Source organism: Candidatus Pelagibacter bacterium nBUS_44 (genome assembly GCF_051200895.1).
Taxonomy (GTDB): domain Bacteria; phylum Pseudomonadota; class Alphaproteobacteria; order Pelagibacterales; family Pelagibacteraceae; genus Pelagibacter.
In genome coordinates this window covers 75306-92284 of sequence record NZ_CP172838.1, presented here as the reverse complement: position 1 = coordinate 92284, position 16979 = coordinate 75306, and the positions used below count along the sequence as shown (strand labels likewise).

At 29.3% G+C, this 16979-nt stretch carries 18 protein-coding genes and 1 tRNA gene; 10 read left to right on the top strand and 9 right to left on the bottom strand.

The window, feature by feature from the left end; translation table 11 throughout:
• The first annotated feature begins 1 nt into the window (after nt 1).
• The 10 genes from aroA to ACIJYB_RS00430 are packed head-to-tail and all read left to right on the top strand — an operon-like array spanning nt 2 to nt 9487.
• Nucleotides 2-1324, top strand: a complete 1323-nt coding sequence (aroA, locus tag ACIJYB_RS00475) for a 3-phosphoshikimate 1-carboxyvinyltransferase (RefSeq protein ID WP_435152572.1) — start codon at nt 2-4, stop codon at nt 1322-1324.
• Nucleotides 1324-1980, top strand: coding sequence for a (d)CMP kinase (cmk, locus tag ACIJYB_RS00470; protein WP_435151176.1), 657 nt, complete (start codon nt 1324-1326; stop codon nt 1978-1980). The genes aroA and cmk overlap by 1 nt, the downstream gene beginning before the upstream one ends.
• Nucleotides 1980-3707 carry a S1 RNA-binding domain-containing protein gene (locus ACIJYB_RS00465; RefSeq protein WP_435151174.1) on the top strand — a complete coding sequence of 576 codons (1728 nt, stop codon included), beginning with the start codon at nt 1980-1982 and terminating at the stop codon, nt 3705-3707. Before cmk ends, ACIJYB_RS00465 begins: the two co-directional genes overlap by 1 nt.
• Nucleotides 3708-3721: 14 nt before the next feature.
• Nucleotides 3722-4012 (top strand): HU family DNA-binding protein, encoded by a 291-nt coding sequence (locus ACIJYB_RS00460; RefSeq protein ID WP_435151172.1) that lies wholly within the window; start codon nt 3722-3724, stop codon nt 4010-4012.
• The gene (pyrF, locus tag ACIJYB_RS00455) at nt 4002-4694 is read left to right on the top strand and encodes an orotidine-5'-phosphate decarboxylase (RefSeq protein ID WP_435151170.1); all 693 of its coding nucleotides are present in this window, start codon (nt 4002-4004) and stop codon (nt 4692-4694) included. The genes ACIJYB_RS00460 and pyrF overlap by 11 nt, the downstream gene beginning before the upstream one ends.
• Nucleotides 4691-5320, top strand: coding sequence for a phosphoribosylanthranilate isomerase (locus tag ACIJYB_RS00450; RefSeq protein ID WP_435151169.1), 630 nt, complete (start codon nt 4691-4693; stop codon nt 5318-5320). The genes pyrF and ACIJYB_RS00450 overlap by 4 nt, the downstream gene beginning before the upstream one ends.
• Nucleotides 5310-6539, top strand: coding sequence for a tryptophan synthase subunit beta (gene trpB, locus ACIJYB_RS00445; RefSeq protein WP_435151167.1), 1230 nt, complete (start codon nt 5310-5312; stop codon nt 6537-6539). The genes ACIJYB_RS00450 and trpB overlap by 11 nt, the downstream gene beginning before the upstream one ends.
• On the top strand, nt 6539-7339 hold the full coding sequence (gene trpA, locus ACIJYB_RS00440) for a tryptophan synthase subunit alpha (RefSeq protein ID WP_435151165.1): 801 nt from the start codon (nt 6539-6541) through the stop codon (nt 7337-7339). Before trpB ends, trpA begins: the two co-directional genes overlap by 1 nt.
• Nucleotides 7336-8265, top strand: a complete 930-nt coding sequence (locus ACIJYB_RS00435; protein ID WP_435151163.1) for an acetyl-CoA carboxylase carboxyltransferase subunit beta — start codon at nt 7336-7338, stop codon at nt 8263-8265. The genes trpA and ACIJYB_RS00435 overlap by 4 nt, the downstream gene beginning before the upstream one ends.
• Nucleotides 8219-9487 carry a bifunctional folylpolyglutamate synthase/dihydrofolate synthase gene (locus ACIJYB_RS00430; RefSeq protein ID WP_435151161.1) on the top strand — a complete coding sequence of 423 codons (1269 nt, stop codon included), beginning with the start codon at nt 8219-8221 and terminating at the stop codon, nt 9485-9487. The genes ACIJYB_RS00435 and ACIJYB_RS00430 overlap by 47 nt, the downstream gene beginning before the upstream one ends.
• On the opposite strand, the gene ACIJYB_RS00425 is transcribed toward ACIJYB_RS00430, so the two are convergent.
• The 9 genes from ACIJYB_RS00425 to ACIJYB_RS00385 all read right to left on the bottom strand — a co-directional run bounded on the left by ACIJYB_RS00425 (nt 9484) and on the right by ACIJYB_RS00385 (nt 16943).
• On the bottom strand, nt 9484-9801 hold the full coding sequence (locus ACIJYB_RS00425) for a thioredoxin family protein (RefSeq protein ID WP_023649068.1): 318 nt from the start codon (nt 9799-9801) through the stop codon (nt 9484-9486). The two genes, ACIJYB_RS00430 and ACIJYB_RS00425, sit on opposite strands and share 4 nt — an antisense overlap.
• A 67-nt stretch (nt 9802-9868) precedes the next feature.
• The gene (locus ACIJYB_RS00420; protein ID WP_435151160.1) at nt 9869-11314 is read right to left on the bottom strand and encodes an exonuclease domain-containing protein; all 1446 of its coding nucleotides are present in this window, start codon (nt 11312-11314) and stop codon (nt 9869-9871) included.
• Complete coding sequence (locus tag ACIJYB_RS00415) at nt 11311-11997, bottom strand: hypothetical protein (protein ID WP_435151158.1); 687 nt, start codon at nt 11995-11997, stop codon at nt 11311-11313. The genes ACIJYB_RS00420 and ACIJYB_RS00415 overlap by 4 nt, the downstream gene beginning before the upstream one ends.
• Nucleotides 11998-12034: 37 nt before the next feature.
• Nucleotides 12035-13132, bottom strand: a complete 1098-nt coding sequence (locus tag ACIJYB_RS00410; RefSeq protein ID WP_435151157.1) for a DNA recombination protein RmuC — start codon at nt 13130-13132, stop codon at nt 12035-12037.
• Between the two features lie 178 nt (nt 13133-13310).
• The gene (hisG, locus tag ACIJYB_RS00405) at nt 13311-14003 is read right to left on the bottom strand and encodes an ATP phosphoribosyltransferase (protein ID WP_435151156.1); all 693 of its coding nucleotides are present in this window, start codon (nt 14001-14003) and stop codon (nt 13311-13313) included.
• Entirely contained in the window at nt 14003-15055 is a 1053-nt protein-coding gene (locus ACIJYB_RS00400) for an ATP phosphoribosyltransferase regulatory subunit (protein WP_435151154.1), read from the bottom strand. Before ACIJYB_RS00400 ends, hisG begins: the two co-directional genes overlap by 1 nt.
• The gene (hisS, locus tag ACIJYB_RS00395; RefSeq protein WP_435151152.1) at nt 15033-16427 is read right to left on the bottom strand and encodes a histidine--tRNA ligase; all 1395 of its coding nucleotides are present in this window, start codon (nt 16425-16427) and stop codon (nt 15033-15035) included. Before hisS ends, ACIJYB_RS00400 begins: the two co-directional genes overlap by 23 nt.
• 5 nt (nt 16428-16432) lie before the next feature.
• Nucleotides 16433-16507 (bottom strand) — tRNA-His (locus ACIJYB_RS00390).
• A 223-nt stretch (nt 16508-16730) separates the two neighbouring features.
• Nucleotides 16731-16943 (bottom strand): cold-shock protein, encoded by a 213-nt coding sequence (locus ACIJYB_RS00385; RefSeq protein WP_435086149.1) that lies wholly within the window; start codon nt 16941-16943, stop codon nt 16731-16733.
• Nucleotides 16944-16979 lie beyond the last annotated feature (36 nt).

Sequence of the window (16979 nt, the reverse complement as noted above, 5' to 3'; positions counted from 1 at the left end):
TATTAATGTCCAGCTCCTTATTAATAAAAAAAAACTAAAAGAGTTTAATAAAAAAATTTCTGTAAGTGGTGATAAAAGTATTAGTATAAGGTGGGTGCTACTTGCTTCACTTGCAAGTGGAGTATCAAAAGCTCAAAATTTACTAATATCTGAGGATGTCATTGCAGCAATTAAAGCTATGCGAAAATTAGGTGTTAAAGTTGTCCAAAAAAACAAATTATGTAAAATTTATGGTACTGGCTTTGATGGTTTTAAATATAAAAAAAATCTTACTATAAATGCTGAAAATTCAGGTACATTAGGTAGGTTAATTTTAGGTTTATTAGTTAATACCACCAAACCAATCAAGCTTATAGGTGATCAAAGTTTGTCTAAAAGAGATTTTAGAAGAGTTTCAGATCCTTTAAGTAAATTTGGTGCGATTTTAAGATTAAAAAATAAAAAAAATTTACCATTAACTATTCTAGGAACAGAAAAATTAGAGCCAATTTCATATTTTGAAAAAAAAGGTTCTGCACAATGTAAAAGTTCGGTGATTTTTGCTGGGTTAAGAACCAAAGGAACTACATTTATAAAAGCAAAAAAATCAAGAAATCATACTGAATTAATGTGTAAATATCTTGGGTTACCAATCTCAGTAAAAAATAAAAAAAATTATGATGAAATAAAAGTAAAACAAATAAAAGAGATAAAACCTTTTAATTATAAAATCCCATCAGATATTAGTTCAAGTTCTTTTTTTATAGTTCTTACTGTCTTATCTAAAAATTCAAAGCTATTAATAAAAAACGTAAATGTTAATGATTCCAGAATAGGTGTAGTGCGTATTTTAAAAAAAATGGGTGCAGATATAGTTTTTAAAAATAAAAAAATCTATAAAGGTGAAAAAATAGCAGATATTCAAATTAAAGGTGGAAGCAATCTTAAGGCAATCAACTGCCCCTCAAAACTGAATAGTGATGCCATAGATGAATTTTTAGTTATATTTTTAGTAGCTGCTAAAGCTAAAGGAATTTCTTATTTTAAGGATTTAGCTGAGCTAAATCAAAAAGAAAGTCCAAGACTAAAATGGGGTAGTAAAATTCTAAATATGATGGGTGTAAAAAATATTGTTACTGATAGTACTTTGAAAATTTATGGTAATCCCAATTTGGAAATAAAAAAGCAGGTGGTTATAAAAAACTTTCTTAAAGACCATAGGGTATTTATGACTGGAATAATTGCAGCTTTATCTTTTGGTGGAAAATGGAAAATTCATGATAAAGACTCTATAAAAACTTCTTTTCCAAATTTTTTAAAAATTATAAATGATTTAAAAAAGTAATGATTAAAAGAAAAAACATATTAAAAATAGCAATAGATTCTCCAGCTGCTGCAGGTGCTGGAACTTTAGCAAAAACTATTTCAAAGCATTACAATCTTTTTTATCTTGATACTGGAAAAATTTATAGAATGGTTGCTTACCTAAGATTAAAATTTCCTAATAAATTTAACCAAAACTTTATCAAACTAAAAATTAAAAAATTAAAAGTTAAAGATCTTGAAAATAAGGAATTATTGTCAGATGAAGTTGGCACTGAAGCCTCCATTATATCAAAAGTAAAAAGTACTAGAAAACTTGTCCACTCTTTCCAATTAAATTTTGCTTATAATCCTCCTAAAAAATATAAAGGATCTTGTTTAGATGGAAGAGACATCACATATAACATTGTGCCTGATGCAGATTTTAAATTTTTTATTACAGCAAATGTAAAAACACGAGCACTTAGAAGATATAAAGAGTTGAGAAGTTTAAATAAAAAGATTTCTTATGAAGAAGTACTTAAAAGCATTAAAAAACGTGATAAAAGCGACTATAATAGAAAAATTTCACCCCTAAAGAAAACTCAAGATTCAGTGTTGCTAAATACATCGAAACTTACTAAAAGAGCGTGTTTTTTAAAAATAAAAAAAATTATAGACAGGAAAATTAATACTTAATGGAAATTTATAAAGACCTATCAAATCCAGCATCAAAAGAATTCGAAAAACTGCTTAATAGTCAGCTCTCAAAAATCCAAATTGAAGAAGGTAAGGTCATAGAAGGTAAGATTAACAAAATTACTGAAAAATTTGTTTTCTTATTCGTTGAAGGTTTAAAAAGTGAACCAGTCCTTGATGTTAATGAGTTAAAAAGCATGGGTCTTGGGGACAAAATAAAAGTAGGTGAGACTATTTCAGTATTATTGGAAAAAATTGAAGACAAACATGGTGAAGTATTAGTTTCCGCAAGCAAAGCTCAGAAAATTAAAGGTTGGGACAAACTTGTTGAAGCTTATGAAAAAAACGAACCAATTATGGGAAAAATTACTTCTAAATGTAAAGGTGGATGCATTGTTGAACATATAGACACTGGTTCTCTAATGTTTTTGCCAGGATCACAAATTAGTGACAAACCCTTAAAAGATATAAGTCATTTAATTAATGAGCCACAAAAGTTTGCTCTTATAAAATTAGACAAAGTAAGAGGTAATGCTTGTGTGTCACGAAGAGAGATAATCTCATCATTTAAAAAAGAAGATAAGGCTAAAATTATAGAAAAATTTAAAGTTGGAGATATTATTAAGGATGCTGAAGTTAAGGGTTATAGCTCTTTTGGATGCTTCTTTAATGTTAACAATGAATTGGATGTTTTGGTTCATTTACAAGAAATTTCTTATTCAAGAGTCAATCATCCTGATGAAGTTTTCAATATTGGTGAAAAACATGATTTGAAAGTAATTACTGTAGATAAAGATAAACTACAAGTTGGTTGTTCTGTAAAACAACTATCTCCTGATCCTTTTGAACATATAGAAAACTATGAATTAAATAAACTTTATAAAGTTAAAGTTGTTAAACTAATGGATTTTGGTGCATTTTGTGAATTGGAACCAGGTCTCACAACCTTGCTTCACTCAAGTGAATTAAGTTGGACTAAAAAAAATATTTCCACTAAAAAAATGTTTAAAGTTGGAGATGAAATAGACTGTGTGATTACTGAAATTGATAAAGATAAAAGACGTGTTGCAATTTCACATAGATTAACTCAAGACAATCCATTTGAAACATTCGAACAAAAATATCCAATTGGAACAATAGTTGAAGGTGAAGTAGTAAATAAAAATGAATACTCACTATTTGTAAAAGTTGAGAACTTAGATGTGGATGCATTTTTACATTGCAATGATTTGACTTATCTTAACAATGGTGAAGAAGAGTTAGAGAAGTACAAAAAAGGTGATAAAATTAAAGTTAAAGTACTTGAGATAAAAGCTTCAGAACAAAAAATTAGAGTTGGTTTAAGACAAACTCAAGCGGATCCTTTTGATTACTTTAATGATAAATCTAAAAACCAAACTATTACTGTTAAAGTTATATCTGCTGATAACAAAAGTTTGACTGTAAGACCTGAAAATTGTGAAATGGATTTCCAAATTAAAAAATCAGAAATTGCTATAAATGCAGCAGATGCCCGACCGTCAAGATGGACAGGTGGTGAAAAAGTTGATGTTGCCATAAAAGAAATTCAAATAGATAAAAGAAAAGTAGTTTTAAGTATTAAACTATTAGAAGAAATTGAGAAAAAAGAAGCTTTAGATAAATATGGATCTGAGGGATCAGGTAAAAACTTACCATTCTCATCTCTTTCTGAAGATTTAAAGAAAAAAGAAGAAGATAAAGAGTAAACAGAAGATTTAAATTGGCTATTGTAAAATCAAAGCTTTTAAAACAACTTTCCGATAACTATCCTAATTTTTTAAAAAAAGACCTTGAAAAATTTACCAATATAATTTTAATTGAAATTAAACGTGCTCTTAAAAGAGGCGACCGAGTTGAGCTAAGAGGTTTTGGTGTATTTTCAACAAATATTCAAAAAGCTCGTATCTCAAGAAATCCTAAAACAGGTGATAAAGTAAACACACCAGAAAAAAAAACAATTCACTTTAAAATGTCAAAAGACTTGTTTAAAAAATTAAATGATGAAACATAAAAACATTTTTGTTGCTTGTGATACCTCTAATTTAAGTGAAATAAAAAAAATTATAAAACAAACACATACAAATAAACTTAAAGTTATACCAAAATTTGGTTTACAATTTTTCTTTTCCAAAAATGGTAGGAAATTTTTAGAAAATTTTAAAAATGACTTCTGGTTAGATTTAAAAATTAACGATATTCCTCAAACAGCATTATCAGCAGTAGATAGTTTAAGAGATTTAAAAAAATGTAAATATATAACTGTTCATACTAATGGTGGACTTCAAATGTTAAAAGCTATTAAAAAGAAAACTATATCAATCAATAAAAATTTAAAAGTTCTTGGTGTTACAATTTTAACAAGTCTTAATAATAAATCACTTAAAGAAATAGGACACACAAAGTCAGTAGAACAGTTAGTATTAAAACAAGCTGGTCTAATAAAAAAATCAGGTTGCGATGGTATTGTTTGCTCTGCGCATGAAGCCAAAATGGTAAGAAAAAAATTTAAAAAATTATTTATTGTAACCCCTGGAATAAGATTGCCTGGTGATAGCACCAATGATCAATCAAGAATAATGACTCCCAATGATGCCTTTAAAAATAAAGTATCTGGAATAGTAATGGGAAGATCATTAATTAAAGGAAATATAAAAAATAATATTCAAAGATTAATTAACCATTTGAATAAATGATCAAAGGATCTAAAATCTGTGGGATCTCAGATCTCGATACTCTTAATTTTATAATTAATCATCCATACCCTCCTCAATTTATTGGTTTTATTTGCAATTATAAAAAAAGCTCTAGATACGTTGAGGTTGAAAAGCTAAACGAACTATTAACATTAGATAAAAAGAAATCTAATTTTGTAGCAGTGCTTGTAAAACCAGATGAGAAAATTTTGGAAAAAATTAAACATCTGCCTTTTGATTATTATCAGGTTTATGACTGTACACCTGAAGAAATAAAAGAAATTAAGCAGAAATATAATAAAAAAATTATTACTGCCTTGACTATAAAAGATGAAACTGATGTTGAAAAATATCAATTATTTTCTGAGGTAACTGACATTTATTTGTTTGATAGTAAAGGCTACGAAAAAAGTATGGCATTTGATCACTCACTTATTAAAAAAATAAAGATCAACAAACCATTAATGATAGCTGGAAATGTTCAGTTAAGTGATGATCTTGAAAATTACGAAAAAATAGCAGATATTATAGATATATCTGGGGGTCTTGAGACTTCTGGGGTAAAAGATAAATCCAAAATAAATATATTTTTAAACAAGATAGAACAGGTACAAAATGAAACTTAAAAAAGGAATTCCTTTGATTGATCAACACGATCAACACGGTTTTTGGGGTGGTAAATTTGGAGGAAGCTTTATTCCTGAGACTTTAAAAAAACCTGTAGAAGATTTAACAAATGAATTCAAAAAGCTCAGAAAAGATAAAAAATTTATAAAAAAAAGAGATTTTTATTTCAAAAACTATATTGGAACCCCTACCTCATTTGTAAAACTCAATAATCTTACAAATCATTTAGGAGGTGCTCAAATTTGGGCAAAGGTTGTTTCTGAGGCTAATGGAGGTGCTCACAAAATATATAATGCAACTGTTCACGCTCTTATCTGTAAGGCAATGGGTAAGAAATATATCGTTGGTGATACAGGAGCTGGTTATGCAGGAAAGATGCTTAGTATGGCTGCTAAAAAATTTGGCCTTAAATGTAAAATATTCATGGGAGCAAAGGATATTAAAAGACAAAAACCTAACTGTGATGCAATGAAAAAAAATGGAGCTGAAATAATTCCAGTTTATTCAGGCAGTCAAACACTAGTTGATGCTGTTAGTGAATGTATGAGATATTGGGTCTCAAATTGTGATAACACTCATATGTGCGTTGGAAGTACTGTTGGTCCAAATATATTTGTTAAAATCTGTGGTTGGAGTACAGCACAAATCTCTAGAGAATTAAAAGTACAATTAAAATCACAATTTAAAAAAATTCCAAATAAAATTAAACTAATAAACTGTGTTGGTGGTGGAAGTTCTGCTTATGGTTTTTGGAGTGAATTTATTGATTATAATAAAAAACAAATTGAACTAATTGGTGTTGAAGCTGGTGGACCTGAAAAATCAAAACTTCATGCAGCACCCCTAAGCAGAAATGCTAAAATTGGAATTTTACATGGAGCAGCATCTTATCTTTGTCAAAATAATGAAGGACAAATCAATGATACAGAGTCTATTAGTGCTGGATTAGATTATCCCGGTGTTAGCCCTATTCATTGTTTTTTAAAAGATATCAAAAGAGCGAGATACACTTATGCTACAGACGAAGAAGCTCTGAATGCTCATGTAATGGTAACTAAATATGAAAATTTAAATCCAAGTTTAGAGCCTAGTCATGCATTTGCAGAAGCTATTAAAATTGCACCTAAACTAAGTAAAGATACTATAATCATTGTTAATTCATGTGGAGACGCAAAAAAAGATAGAGATATTTTAAGAGAAAGATTGGGTAAAAAATAATGGTCTCTTTGATAAATCAAGCTTTTGAAAAAGCAAAAAGTGAAAAAAGACCTGCCCTACTAACTTACACTGTCGCCGGTGATAACTCTAAAAAGAAGTCACTAGAAATACTTAAATCAATTTCTGATTACGCAGACATTTGTGAATTGGGTTTTCCTCATAACACACCAATTGCTGATGGAGGCCAAATTCAAACTAGCGCTTACCGTGCAATAAAAAATGGTATTAAAATTAATGATGTTTTTTCCATTGCAAAAGATTTTAAAAAATTAAAAAAGACTAAACCAATAATCTTGATGGGTTATTACAATATGATCTTTCAATACAATGAAAATAAATTTTTAGATAAATGTAAAAATGTAAAAGTGGATGGTTTAATTGTTGTTGATCTCCCTTATCCTGAAAATAAAAAATTTGCAGCTAAATGTAAAAAAAGAGGAATTAATTTTATTCAACTAGTTTCTCCAACAACTTCATCTATAAGATTAAAAAAAATTATCAAAGATTCTCATGATATGCTTTATTATATTAGTATGCTTTCAACTACTGGAGGAAAACTAAAGGTTTCCCCAAAAAAAATTCTTGAAAGATATGGTAAAATTAAAAATCAGAATAAATCTAAAAATGTTGTTATAGGGTTTGGAATCACTGAAAAAACAATAGAATCTCTCAAAAGAGCTGATGGATTGGTAGTTGGAAGTGCAATTTGTAAAGAAATATCAAACTCAATAAAAAAGAGACAAAATCCTGTCACAAATGTTATTAATATCGTTAAGAGATTAAAAAATAAAATTAGATGAACTGGATTACTAAAATAATTAAAGCAGGTGAGAAGATTAAAACTGCTTTACATGAAAGAGCTTCAAAAGAAGATATTGCAAAAAGTGACTGGACAAGTTGTTGTAGAGGCCCAATTCTTAAAAAAGATTTAGAGCAAAACTTATGGGTTTGCCCAGATTGTAACAAGCATCATAGAATTAAACCCAGCCAGAGATTTGATATTTTATTTGGTAAAAATAATTACGAAGTATTTAAAACCCCAATTCCAAAAGATGATCCTTTAAACTGGACTGACTCTAAATCTTATAAAGATAGATTAAAAAGTGCTCGAAAAAAAACAGGTATGGAATGTGGAATGATGGTTGCTTGTGGAACTATCAATAATATTAAAATTACAGCAGTTGCATCCGACTTTGATTTTCTAGGGGCTTCAATGGCTGCTGCTGAAGGGGAAGCTTTTTTATTTGGCATTCAACATGCTATAGAAAACAGAACTCCTTTTATATGTGTTAGTGCTGGCGGTGGAATGAGAATGATGGAAAGTTTAATTTCATTATCTCAAATGACCAGAACAACTCTTGCAATTAATGAATTAAAAAAAAATGGTTTGCCTTATTTAGTATGCATCACCGATCCTACAGCGGGTGGTATTACAGCCTCTTATGCAATGTTGGGAGATATCCATATTGCAGAACCAGGTGCCTTAATAGCTTTTGCAGGTGCTAGAGTTATTCAAGGAACTGTTAAAGAGGAATTACCTGATGGCTTTCAAAAAAGTGAATATGTTGAAAAAACAGGTTTCGTTGATTTAATTGTTGAACGTAAAGATCTTGTATCAAAAATAGGAACTTTATTATCAATATTGTTAAAACAAAATTCTGTTATAAGTTCTGAACAAAATGAAACTTCAGAAGATAGTCAGTCGCTTACAAGAGCTGCATCCTAAGGAAATAGATCTAAGTTTAGATCGTATTCAAAACCTCTGTAAAAGATTAGGAAATCCTCAAGATAAACTTAAAGCAATTTCAATTGTAGGCACAAACGGTAAGTATTCAACAATCCAAGCGATGTTTGCTATTTTAAAAGAAGCAAAAATTAAATGTAATATCTACACTAGCCCTCATATTAAAAGTATTAATGAAAGGTTTATTTTTAACGACCAAGAACTTAATGATGAAGAATTAGCAAATTTATTTGAAGAAATTGAAAATGCTAACAATAATGAGCCAATTACCTTTTTTGAAATACTGACTGCAGCTTATTTTTTAAAAGCTTCTCAATATCCAGACAATATAAATTTAATAGAAACTGGCCTATTTCATAGGTTTGACGCCACTAATATCTTAAAGAATAATCTAGCAAGTATAGTAACCTCTATTGGACTTGATCATTTAGATTGGTTGCCAGAGAACGAACGTACTGTTGAAAAAATTATCTATGAGAAAACTTCAACTCTTTTAAATTCAAATATTATTGTTGCTAAACAAAGTAATAAAAAAATTACAGATGGTATTAAAAAAACAATCTCAAATAATAGTTCAAATAAATATTTTCATAATGAAAATTATAGTTTTACTATGAAAGAAAATGATTTCTTCTATTATGAAGATCAACTTGGAGGAATAAAGCTACAAATGCCTAATGTAAAAGGTCAATTTCAGTTAGAGAACGTTTCAACAGCTATTGCAGCTCTAAGAACTTTAAATGATTTTGATATAAAAAATGATCACATTCTAAAAGGGATTACAAAAATAAATAGTATTGCAAGATTACAAGAGATTAAGTCTGGCAACCTTAAAGAGCTTGTAAAAGATCATCAGCTTTTTGTTGATGGATCTCATAATCCTTTAGGAGCAAAAGTGTTAAATGAATACTTGGAAAGTTTGAATTGTAACAAACACATCATTCTTGGGATGATGGCTAATAAAGATCATAACGAATATATGAGTTACTTTAAGGATATTGCAACCTTGACCACTATTGATATCCCCAATCAACCTAATTCAATTAAAGGAAAAGAACTTAAAGATAAGCTTAATAGCTTTAAAAACATTAATTACAAAGAAAGTATAGAAGAAGCTATTAAATCAATCCCTGTTAAGGAGAACGACATAATACTTATTACAGGATCATTATATCTTGCTGGGGAAGTATTGAATTTAAATTAGATATTTTTATCTAAAAATTCTTTCATATGACTTTCAGGAACTCCACCAACTTTTCTGTCTACTTCAACACCTTTTTTGTAGATTATAACTGTCGGTACACCTCTAATTCCTGCTGCACTTCCAGTATTAATTCCACCATCTTCAATGTCTGCATAATAAAAACCAGCTTTATCCTTATATTCGTCTGAAAGCTTGGTCATTACTGGAACAAGTGCTTTGCAAGGTCCACACCAAGCAGCACTGAACTGAATAACTGAAATATCTTCGTTTTTTATTTTACTATCAAAATCTTCGTCTTTAAAATCATTAAGCATATGTCTGATATAATTGATTCAATTGATTATTCAATGGGCAAAAGTAAACTTTTTTTAATTTATTAAATTATGCATCAGAATATTTTTGCTCTAAATTCATCACATAATCATTAATTCCATCAAGGAATTTAAGCTTTTCATCTACTGTTTTAAACGAAAACATCTTGTCTTCATTTTCTCTAATCTCATCACATTCTGAATAAAAAGCAGAAATTGTCCACCATTTCTCTTTATTGGTACTTAATATTCTTGAAGCTATACGACGCTTAATTTTTTTATGAATTTCTTTAGGTAAAATTTCAGGCGCCTCATTAAATATCAATCCATGTCCAAAAGTAACAAGTCTTTGATCATCAAACTTATCTAGTAGTGCAAATTTTTCTTTCCAGTCACCTGTATGAAATTTAGGAAATAAAGCTTGGTCTTTAGCAGAGGTAAATCCTCCTGAATAAATAGATTCTTCTGGTTCAATATCCTCTTGTGAGGAAATTTCCATTTTCTCTTCTGCAGCTTCTCTTAAAATATTACAAATATCTTGTGAGAACTTTTCGTTAGTTTTAACTAACTCAGCTCTTTTTTTAATTAGGTTTGGATCTAGTTTACTGTAAGGCTCAACTTTCATTCCAAAACTTTGATCTAAAATTATTGGTGCTTTATTTGATCTAATAGTTCTTAAAAACTTAGGAGATTTTTTCATCTCTTTTTTTAAGTCTTCGTAATTTAATTTCTGAATAGCTTCCACATCAACTCTTAGATCTACAGCTTGACCCCATTTATAAACTGGATGCATGCAAGCATTCGGGTGAAGTGGTGCACATAAGTACAATCGACTTGTTCCATAAAAATACTCATTTAATGTAAATATCTTTTCTTGCTTTACCATGTTCTCAACAATTACTTTACTACTTGTTTTAAAATATTCTTGCCACAGTGTTGGTTGTTTTTGTTTAATTAAATCTAAAACCTTTACAGTAAGTTCTGTATCAAATAATGCAGAATGCGCACCAGCAGATTCAAAACCATTTAATCTAGCTAAAGACTCTAGCTTCATTGATTTATTTCCTTTAGGATTTAATTCTGTCTTTAAAACATCATCATCGATTGCAAATGCTGCTCTAACTATATTTAAGGCATCATGACGAACATTTCCCTCAGTATTTGTCAAATATGGCTTTCTTAAAGATTTAAAAAATTCTTTTCTAATTACTTCATCATCAAAATTAATACTTGAATAACCTAAAAATGTTGCAGGTGACCATTCTCTAAATTTTTGTTCAACCTGAGTTAACATTTCGTAATGACTTAGATTACCTTTAGTTAATAAGTCGACATTTGATTTATTGATACAAAGAGCAGTAGCACTTGGAACTCTATCCTGGGGTAGTCTACATCTTGCTTGAAAACGCTCTAGTTCTTTAAAGTTTTCGTCTAATAATATTCCACCTATTTCAATAATAGTTGCCCAATCTGTTTGGGCAGAATCTGTCTCAATATCCCATACTACGTAATTCAATTTGCTCTCCTTTGTGCATAAAATTGTTCAACTTTTTCTAAAAATTTATTTTGATAATCTTTTAATCTTTCACCATCTATCAAAAATCTCTGAAACATATTGTCTTTTGTACAAAGCAATATGACTGCTTGAGTAATATTAGATCCATGAACTGTATTATGCGCTAAAGCATAAGCGCTACATTGCAAATAATAATCGTCAATCCATTCATCTTTTTTTGGCTTATTACTTTGTTTAAAATCTATAATTGTTTCTTTATTTTCATAAACACCCACACAGTCTGCGGCTCCTGCATATTTACCTGGGTAATATAATGTTGCTTCACAACCCCAAATTTCATCCAATTTATTTCTTAAACCATTTTCAATAATCTGATCAGCCATCATTCGCTCTCTAGTATTATCTCCTAGTAAATCTAAATTTAACTTTCCAAGTAAAAATTTTTCCAAGTATTCATGCATCGAACTTCCTCTACTGCTAGCTTCTCTTGTTATAATTTCTGCTTGCTTATGACCTACTCTTTGCTTCCAAGCTTGAAGGGATGCCTTTTTTTCCTCAGACTCAGTTGCTTTTAAAATTGTTGTCACTGAAGGTAATCGTTCTTCATTAACTGAATAATGTCTAGAGCCATCAACTATTGATCTGGTAGATTTTGGATAGATATATTTATTATTCCACTGCATGAGATTTCTTATATTCGTTATTGGAGAAAAAAAGAAATTAATTTTTTGCTTGTTTTGAATGTTCAACAAATTTTTCTACATTTTCTGTTTGGACTGCTTTTTCAAGTTGCTCAGGATCTTTAATGCTTTCAAGAGTTCTAGTAATTGATCTTGCGTCTGTTCCAAACTTATCCACAACAGACATCGCCTCTTCTAATTTTTTTCTAAGAGAAATTATATTATCAAAGTGTTTTCCAAATCTTGAACTTATTGTTTTTAAGTGATCATAAATTTCTGTTGCACCTTTTTGAACTTTTAAAGATTGAAAGCCCATGTGCAAAGATTGCAAGTAAGCTGAAAGAGTATTTGGACCACAGATTACAACCTTATGTTTTTTCATTAATTCTTGGGTTAATAATTCTTTAGTAGTTGGATCTTGGTACTCAGTTAATTCTTTATATAAGCTTTCCGTTGGCGCATAAACAATTGCAAAATCTGTAGTTTTAGGAGGAGCAATATACTTTTCATTAACACTTTTAGCTTTAGCTTTAAAAGCAGTGGCTAATTTTGCTCTAGCATCTGCAACAGCTTTTTTATCTTGCGCGTCATGACCATCGGTAATTGCTTTGAATTTTTCTACTGGAAAATGACTGTCAACTGGAACTAAAACATCGCCTTGAAGCTTAATTGCAAATTCAACGTTTTCACTTGTGTCCTCTTTCATCTTTACATTGGTCATAAATTGAGTCGCTGGTAATAAATCTTTAATCAAAGCATCCAAACTGAACTCAGCAAGAGTTCCATACTTTTTAACACCAGCTAAAATTTTAGTTATACTCTCTTGGCTTTTATTTAATAATTCAACCTGACTATTAAAGTTACCAACCTTTTCATCCACTTTAGTTAAAGCTTCTGTCATATCTTTAGTGACCCCAGTAGATAGATTGTTAAATGAAGTCGACATTGAACCCAGCGAGGTATTAATAGTATTGTTTAAGGTGTCTTTTAAACTTTGTATTTCAGTCTTTAAATTAACTATCTCCTCAGCTTCCTTATTTTCATTCTCGTCTTTAGGCTTGGATCTTAAATTTAAATAAAGAATTACCGAAGCAATTCCTACTAGTAAAACTAACAATGAGATTAAAATTATATCCATGATTCTATTATTTTATTTTATATGAAAATTTGATTAATATATTAAAATATTTAAAATTTATCCGATGGAATTATTCTTAATATTAAAAATTGTATTTATTATTGGGGCTGTTATAGCGCTTTATGCTGTTGCTAGAAACCTTGATATTATTAAGATTATTTTAATTTATTGGAAAGACTTAATTCTTAGAAAGTAATCTAATTAACCTTTTAACTTCTAGTTTTTTTGTAGATGATTTTGATGTCATCATACAAGCTACAGACTCTAAAATCTCACCATCTTTTAAAATACGAAGATTATTGGCTCTTAAGGTTTCACCGGTTGACGTTATATCTGTAATTATCTCACTTGATCCTGTAAAAGGATAAGCTTCTGTTGCCCCTAAACTTCCTACTAGTTTAAATTGTGTAACCCCTTTTGAAAATAAAAACTCTCTAGTTAGGTTTGGATATTTAGTTGCTACTCTTAATCTTTTCTTCTTTTTATCCTTAAACTCAAATGCAATCTCCTCTAAATCTGCAACTGTTTGAACATCAATCCAAGGATCTGGAATTGCAACAACCAAAGTTGCTTTTCCAAAATCATATTTTTTAGTGACATTAATTTTATTTTGAATGTTGATTTCACTTTCTTTTAATAAATCATATCCTGAAAAACCAAGATCTAATGAACCATCTCCAAGTCTTTCTATAATTTCTCTAGCATGAAGGTATAAAACTTTAATATTTTTTAATTGTTTTATTGATCCTAATAAATCTCTTTCACCTCGTTCAGATATCAGATCTAGTTTATTCTTTTTAAAGATCTTTAGAATATCTTTTCTAAGTCTACCTTTACTTGGAATACCAATATTTATTATATTTTTTTTCATTAGTAATTTAAATTTAAAGCAGCTCCTACTGCGGCTACTTGATTTTTAGAACCAAGATCAGAAATTAATTTATCGTATCTTCCACCATTAATTATATTTATGTTCTTTGACTTAGACTTAATGTCAATTTTAAATACCATTCCTGTGTAGTATTCTAATTGTCGTCCAAATGAAGCAGAGAAGACAACATTAAGTTTTGAAATTTTATTTTCAGAGATTGGAAAATATTTCTGATCAACTACTAAATTAATCTTATTCTTTTTAAAAAACTTATTGAGTTCATTTGCTGCTTTATTAACTGGGCATTTAATTTTTAAAAACTCTTTAATAATCTTTGATACATTTTCACCTTTTTTTGCTCCTCTTGGGTCTCTAATTTTATTATCAAATCTTTTTAAAATTTCATTAATTGACCTTCCTGCGATGACTTTGGATAGATCTTCTTTTAACATTTTAAAATATCGTTTCTTATCAATCTCAACAATAGTTGGATCTACATCTGAATTAGTCTCTAATCTTTTTAATAAATCATTAAAATATTTCTCTCTCCAAAAATGTCTTGATAATCTTAACTTCCAACGTTTTGGAATATCTAGTTTTGAAATTAACAAATTAAAGATTTCAACATTCCCTATTGTTAATGTTCCTGTCGTATATTTAATATTTTTTAGTGATTTTAACGAAGTATTGATAATTTCTTTATCATCATTCTTTTCATCCTTGGATCCTATGATCTCAAATCCAACTTGGTCTCTAATTATAGAGTCTTTTTTGTTTTGTGATTTTCTATAAGCCTGACCGCTGTAAAAAATCTTCTCTTTGCCTTTCAAATTATTCTCTAAATATCTAAGACATGATGCAATAGTTAAGTCGGGTCTTAAGCAAAGCTCGCTACCATTTTGATCAATGAAAGAGAAAATAAACTTTCTAAAGTTTTCACCTGATCTTTGAACAATGTGATTAGCCTCAATTACAGAGGGTAAATCTATATACTTAAATCCTTTAGATTTTACCGATCTAAGGATATTTTCAGATAAGTTTTTTGACTTCATTAATTAAATCAGCTTTTGGAATTGTTTGGTTATTTTCACCCTTAACACCTCGAAGGTTTTTAATAGTTACAGTGTTATCATTAAACTCGTTTTCTCCACAAATAATCGCAACGGGTAATTCACGTTTATTTGCAAAGGTTAATTGCTTACCTAGATTTTTTTTACTATCTAAAAAAATTTCAGCATTAATATTATTGTCTCTTAATTGATCAACTAATTCATAATAATTCTTCAAATATTTTTGATCCATGACACAAACTAAAACAGGTTTTTGATCCTCCACCTTAATTTGATCTAACTGCATTAAAGCAAATAGCAATCTATCAACACCAAAACTTATTCCTGTTCCTGGAATATCTACCCCTCTAAATCTTGATATCAATTTTGCGTAAGCTCCACCTGAACATATACTTCCAATATCTACTTCTTTACCTTTATTGTTTGTCACTTTAAAATTTAAGTTGGTCTCTACAATAAAATCTGAATAATAAGCTAAGCCTCTCACGATTGTAAAATTTGTCTTAACTTGATTTAAATTTGATCCATATCCAATTACTTCAAATACATTTTCTAATTCACTTATTCCTTCTTGAGATAATGGATTTTTTAGAGTTTCTTTTAATTCTTTTAAATCTTTAATTTTTAAAAAATTTAATATTTGTGCAGCTTGATCATCTGATAATTCTGCACCTTTAGTGATAGCTCCACTTTGGTCTTTTCTCTCTTTTTTTAATAAATCATCAACTCCTTTTAATCCAAAACCAGGTTTGTCTAGTTTATCAATTGCTCTAATGACTTTGGTTTGTTTTTCTTCAGAAATTTTTAATTCATCAATTAAGCCTTGAACTATTTTTCTATTACTTACATTTATTGTAAATTGATCTTTGTTTAAGCCAAAATCTGATAATGTGCTTGATATTAAATTACAAAGTTCAGCATTTGCTTGAGCAGGATTAACATTTCCAACTATATCAAAGTCAGCTTGCATGAATTCCCTGTAACGGGCATTTCCAGCTTTCTCGTTACGAAATACATTTTGAATAGCATAACGTTTATAGATAGATGGAAGTTCTTGATTGTTTTGTGCAACAAATCTTGCGAGTGGACTTGATAGATCATATCGAAGAGTGATGCTTTTTTCACCATCTTGAAATGAAAATACATCAGACATAGGATTAGCTTCATCTTCTGCAAGAAAAGATCCTATATTTTCACTAATTTCAAACGAAGGGGTTTCAAGAGCTTCTGCTCCAAACTTGATAAAATTATTCTCAATAGCTTTTAATAGCTTTTTTTTGAGAAGAAGTTTTTTATCCCAACGATCTTCAAAACCTGAAGGTAATCCAGGTACTAATTTATTTTCTTTATTCATTTTTTTGGTACCCGGGCTGAGAATCGAACTCAAACTTAAAGTTCCACAAACTTTCGTGCTAACCGTTACACCACCCAGGCATTCCTTGTTTTTATATTATTTTTGTGTGGATTAAAAATTATATTATAAATAAATAGCCTACAGGCTATGGAAACAGATTCTATGAGTGCTTCTTGAAGTCTCTCTGTATGTAATATTTATAATCATGAGCAGTCTTTTAGACAATAATTGTTATAATTCAAGTAATAATAAAAAGGACGTAAATCTAATAGTGAATTTAACACCCTTTGAAATATTTTAGAATTAGTCTATTTTTTTTAGATTAACTGCAGAAGGTCCTTTTGGGCCATCCTCTAATGAAAACTCTAATTTATCCCCTTCATTAAGATATCTCATACCAGCTTCTTTAACTGCTGATGCGTGTACAAAGGCATCTTTTTCTTTGTCATCTCTTTCAATGAAACCATAGCCTTTTGCTCCGTTATACCATTTAATTTTACCAGTTAGTGTGCTCATCTTATTTCTTAGTCCTTATGTTATTTATTATTTTAT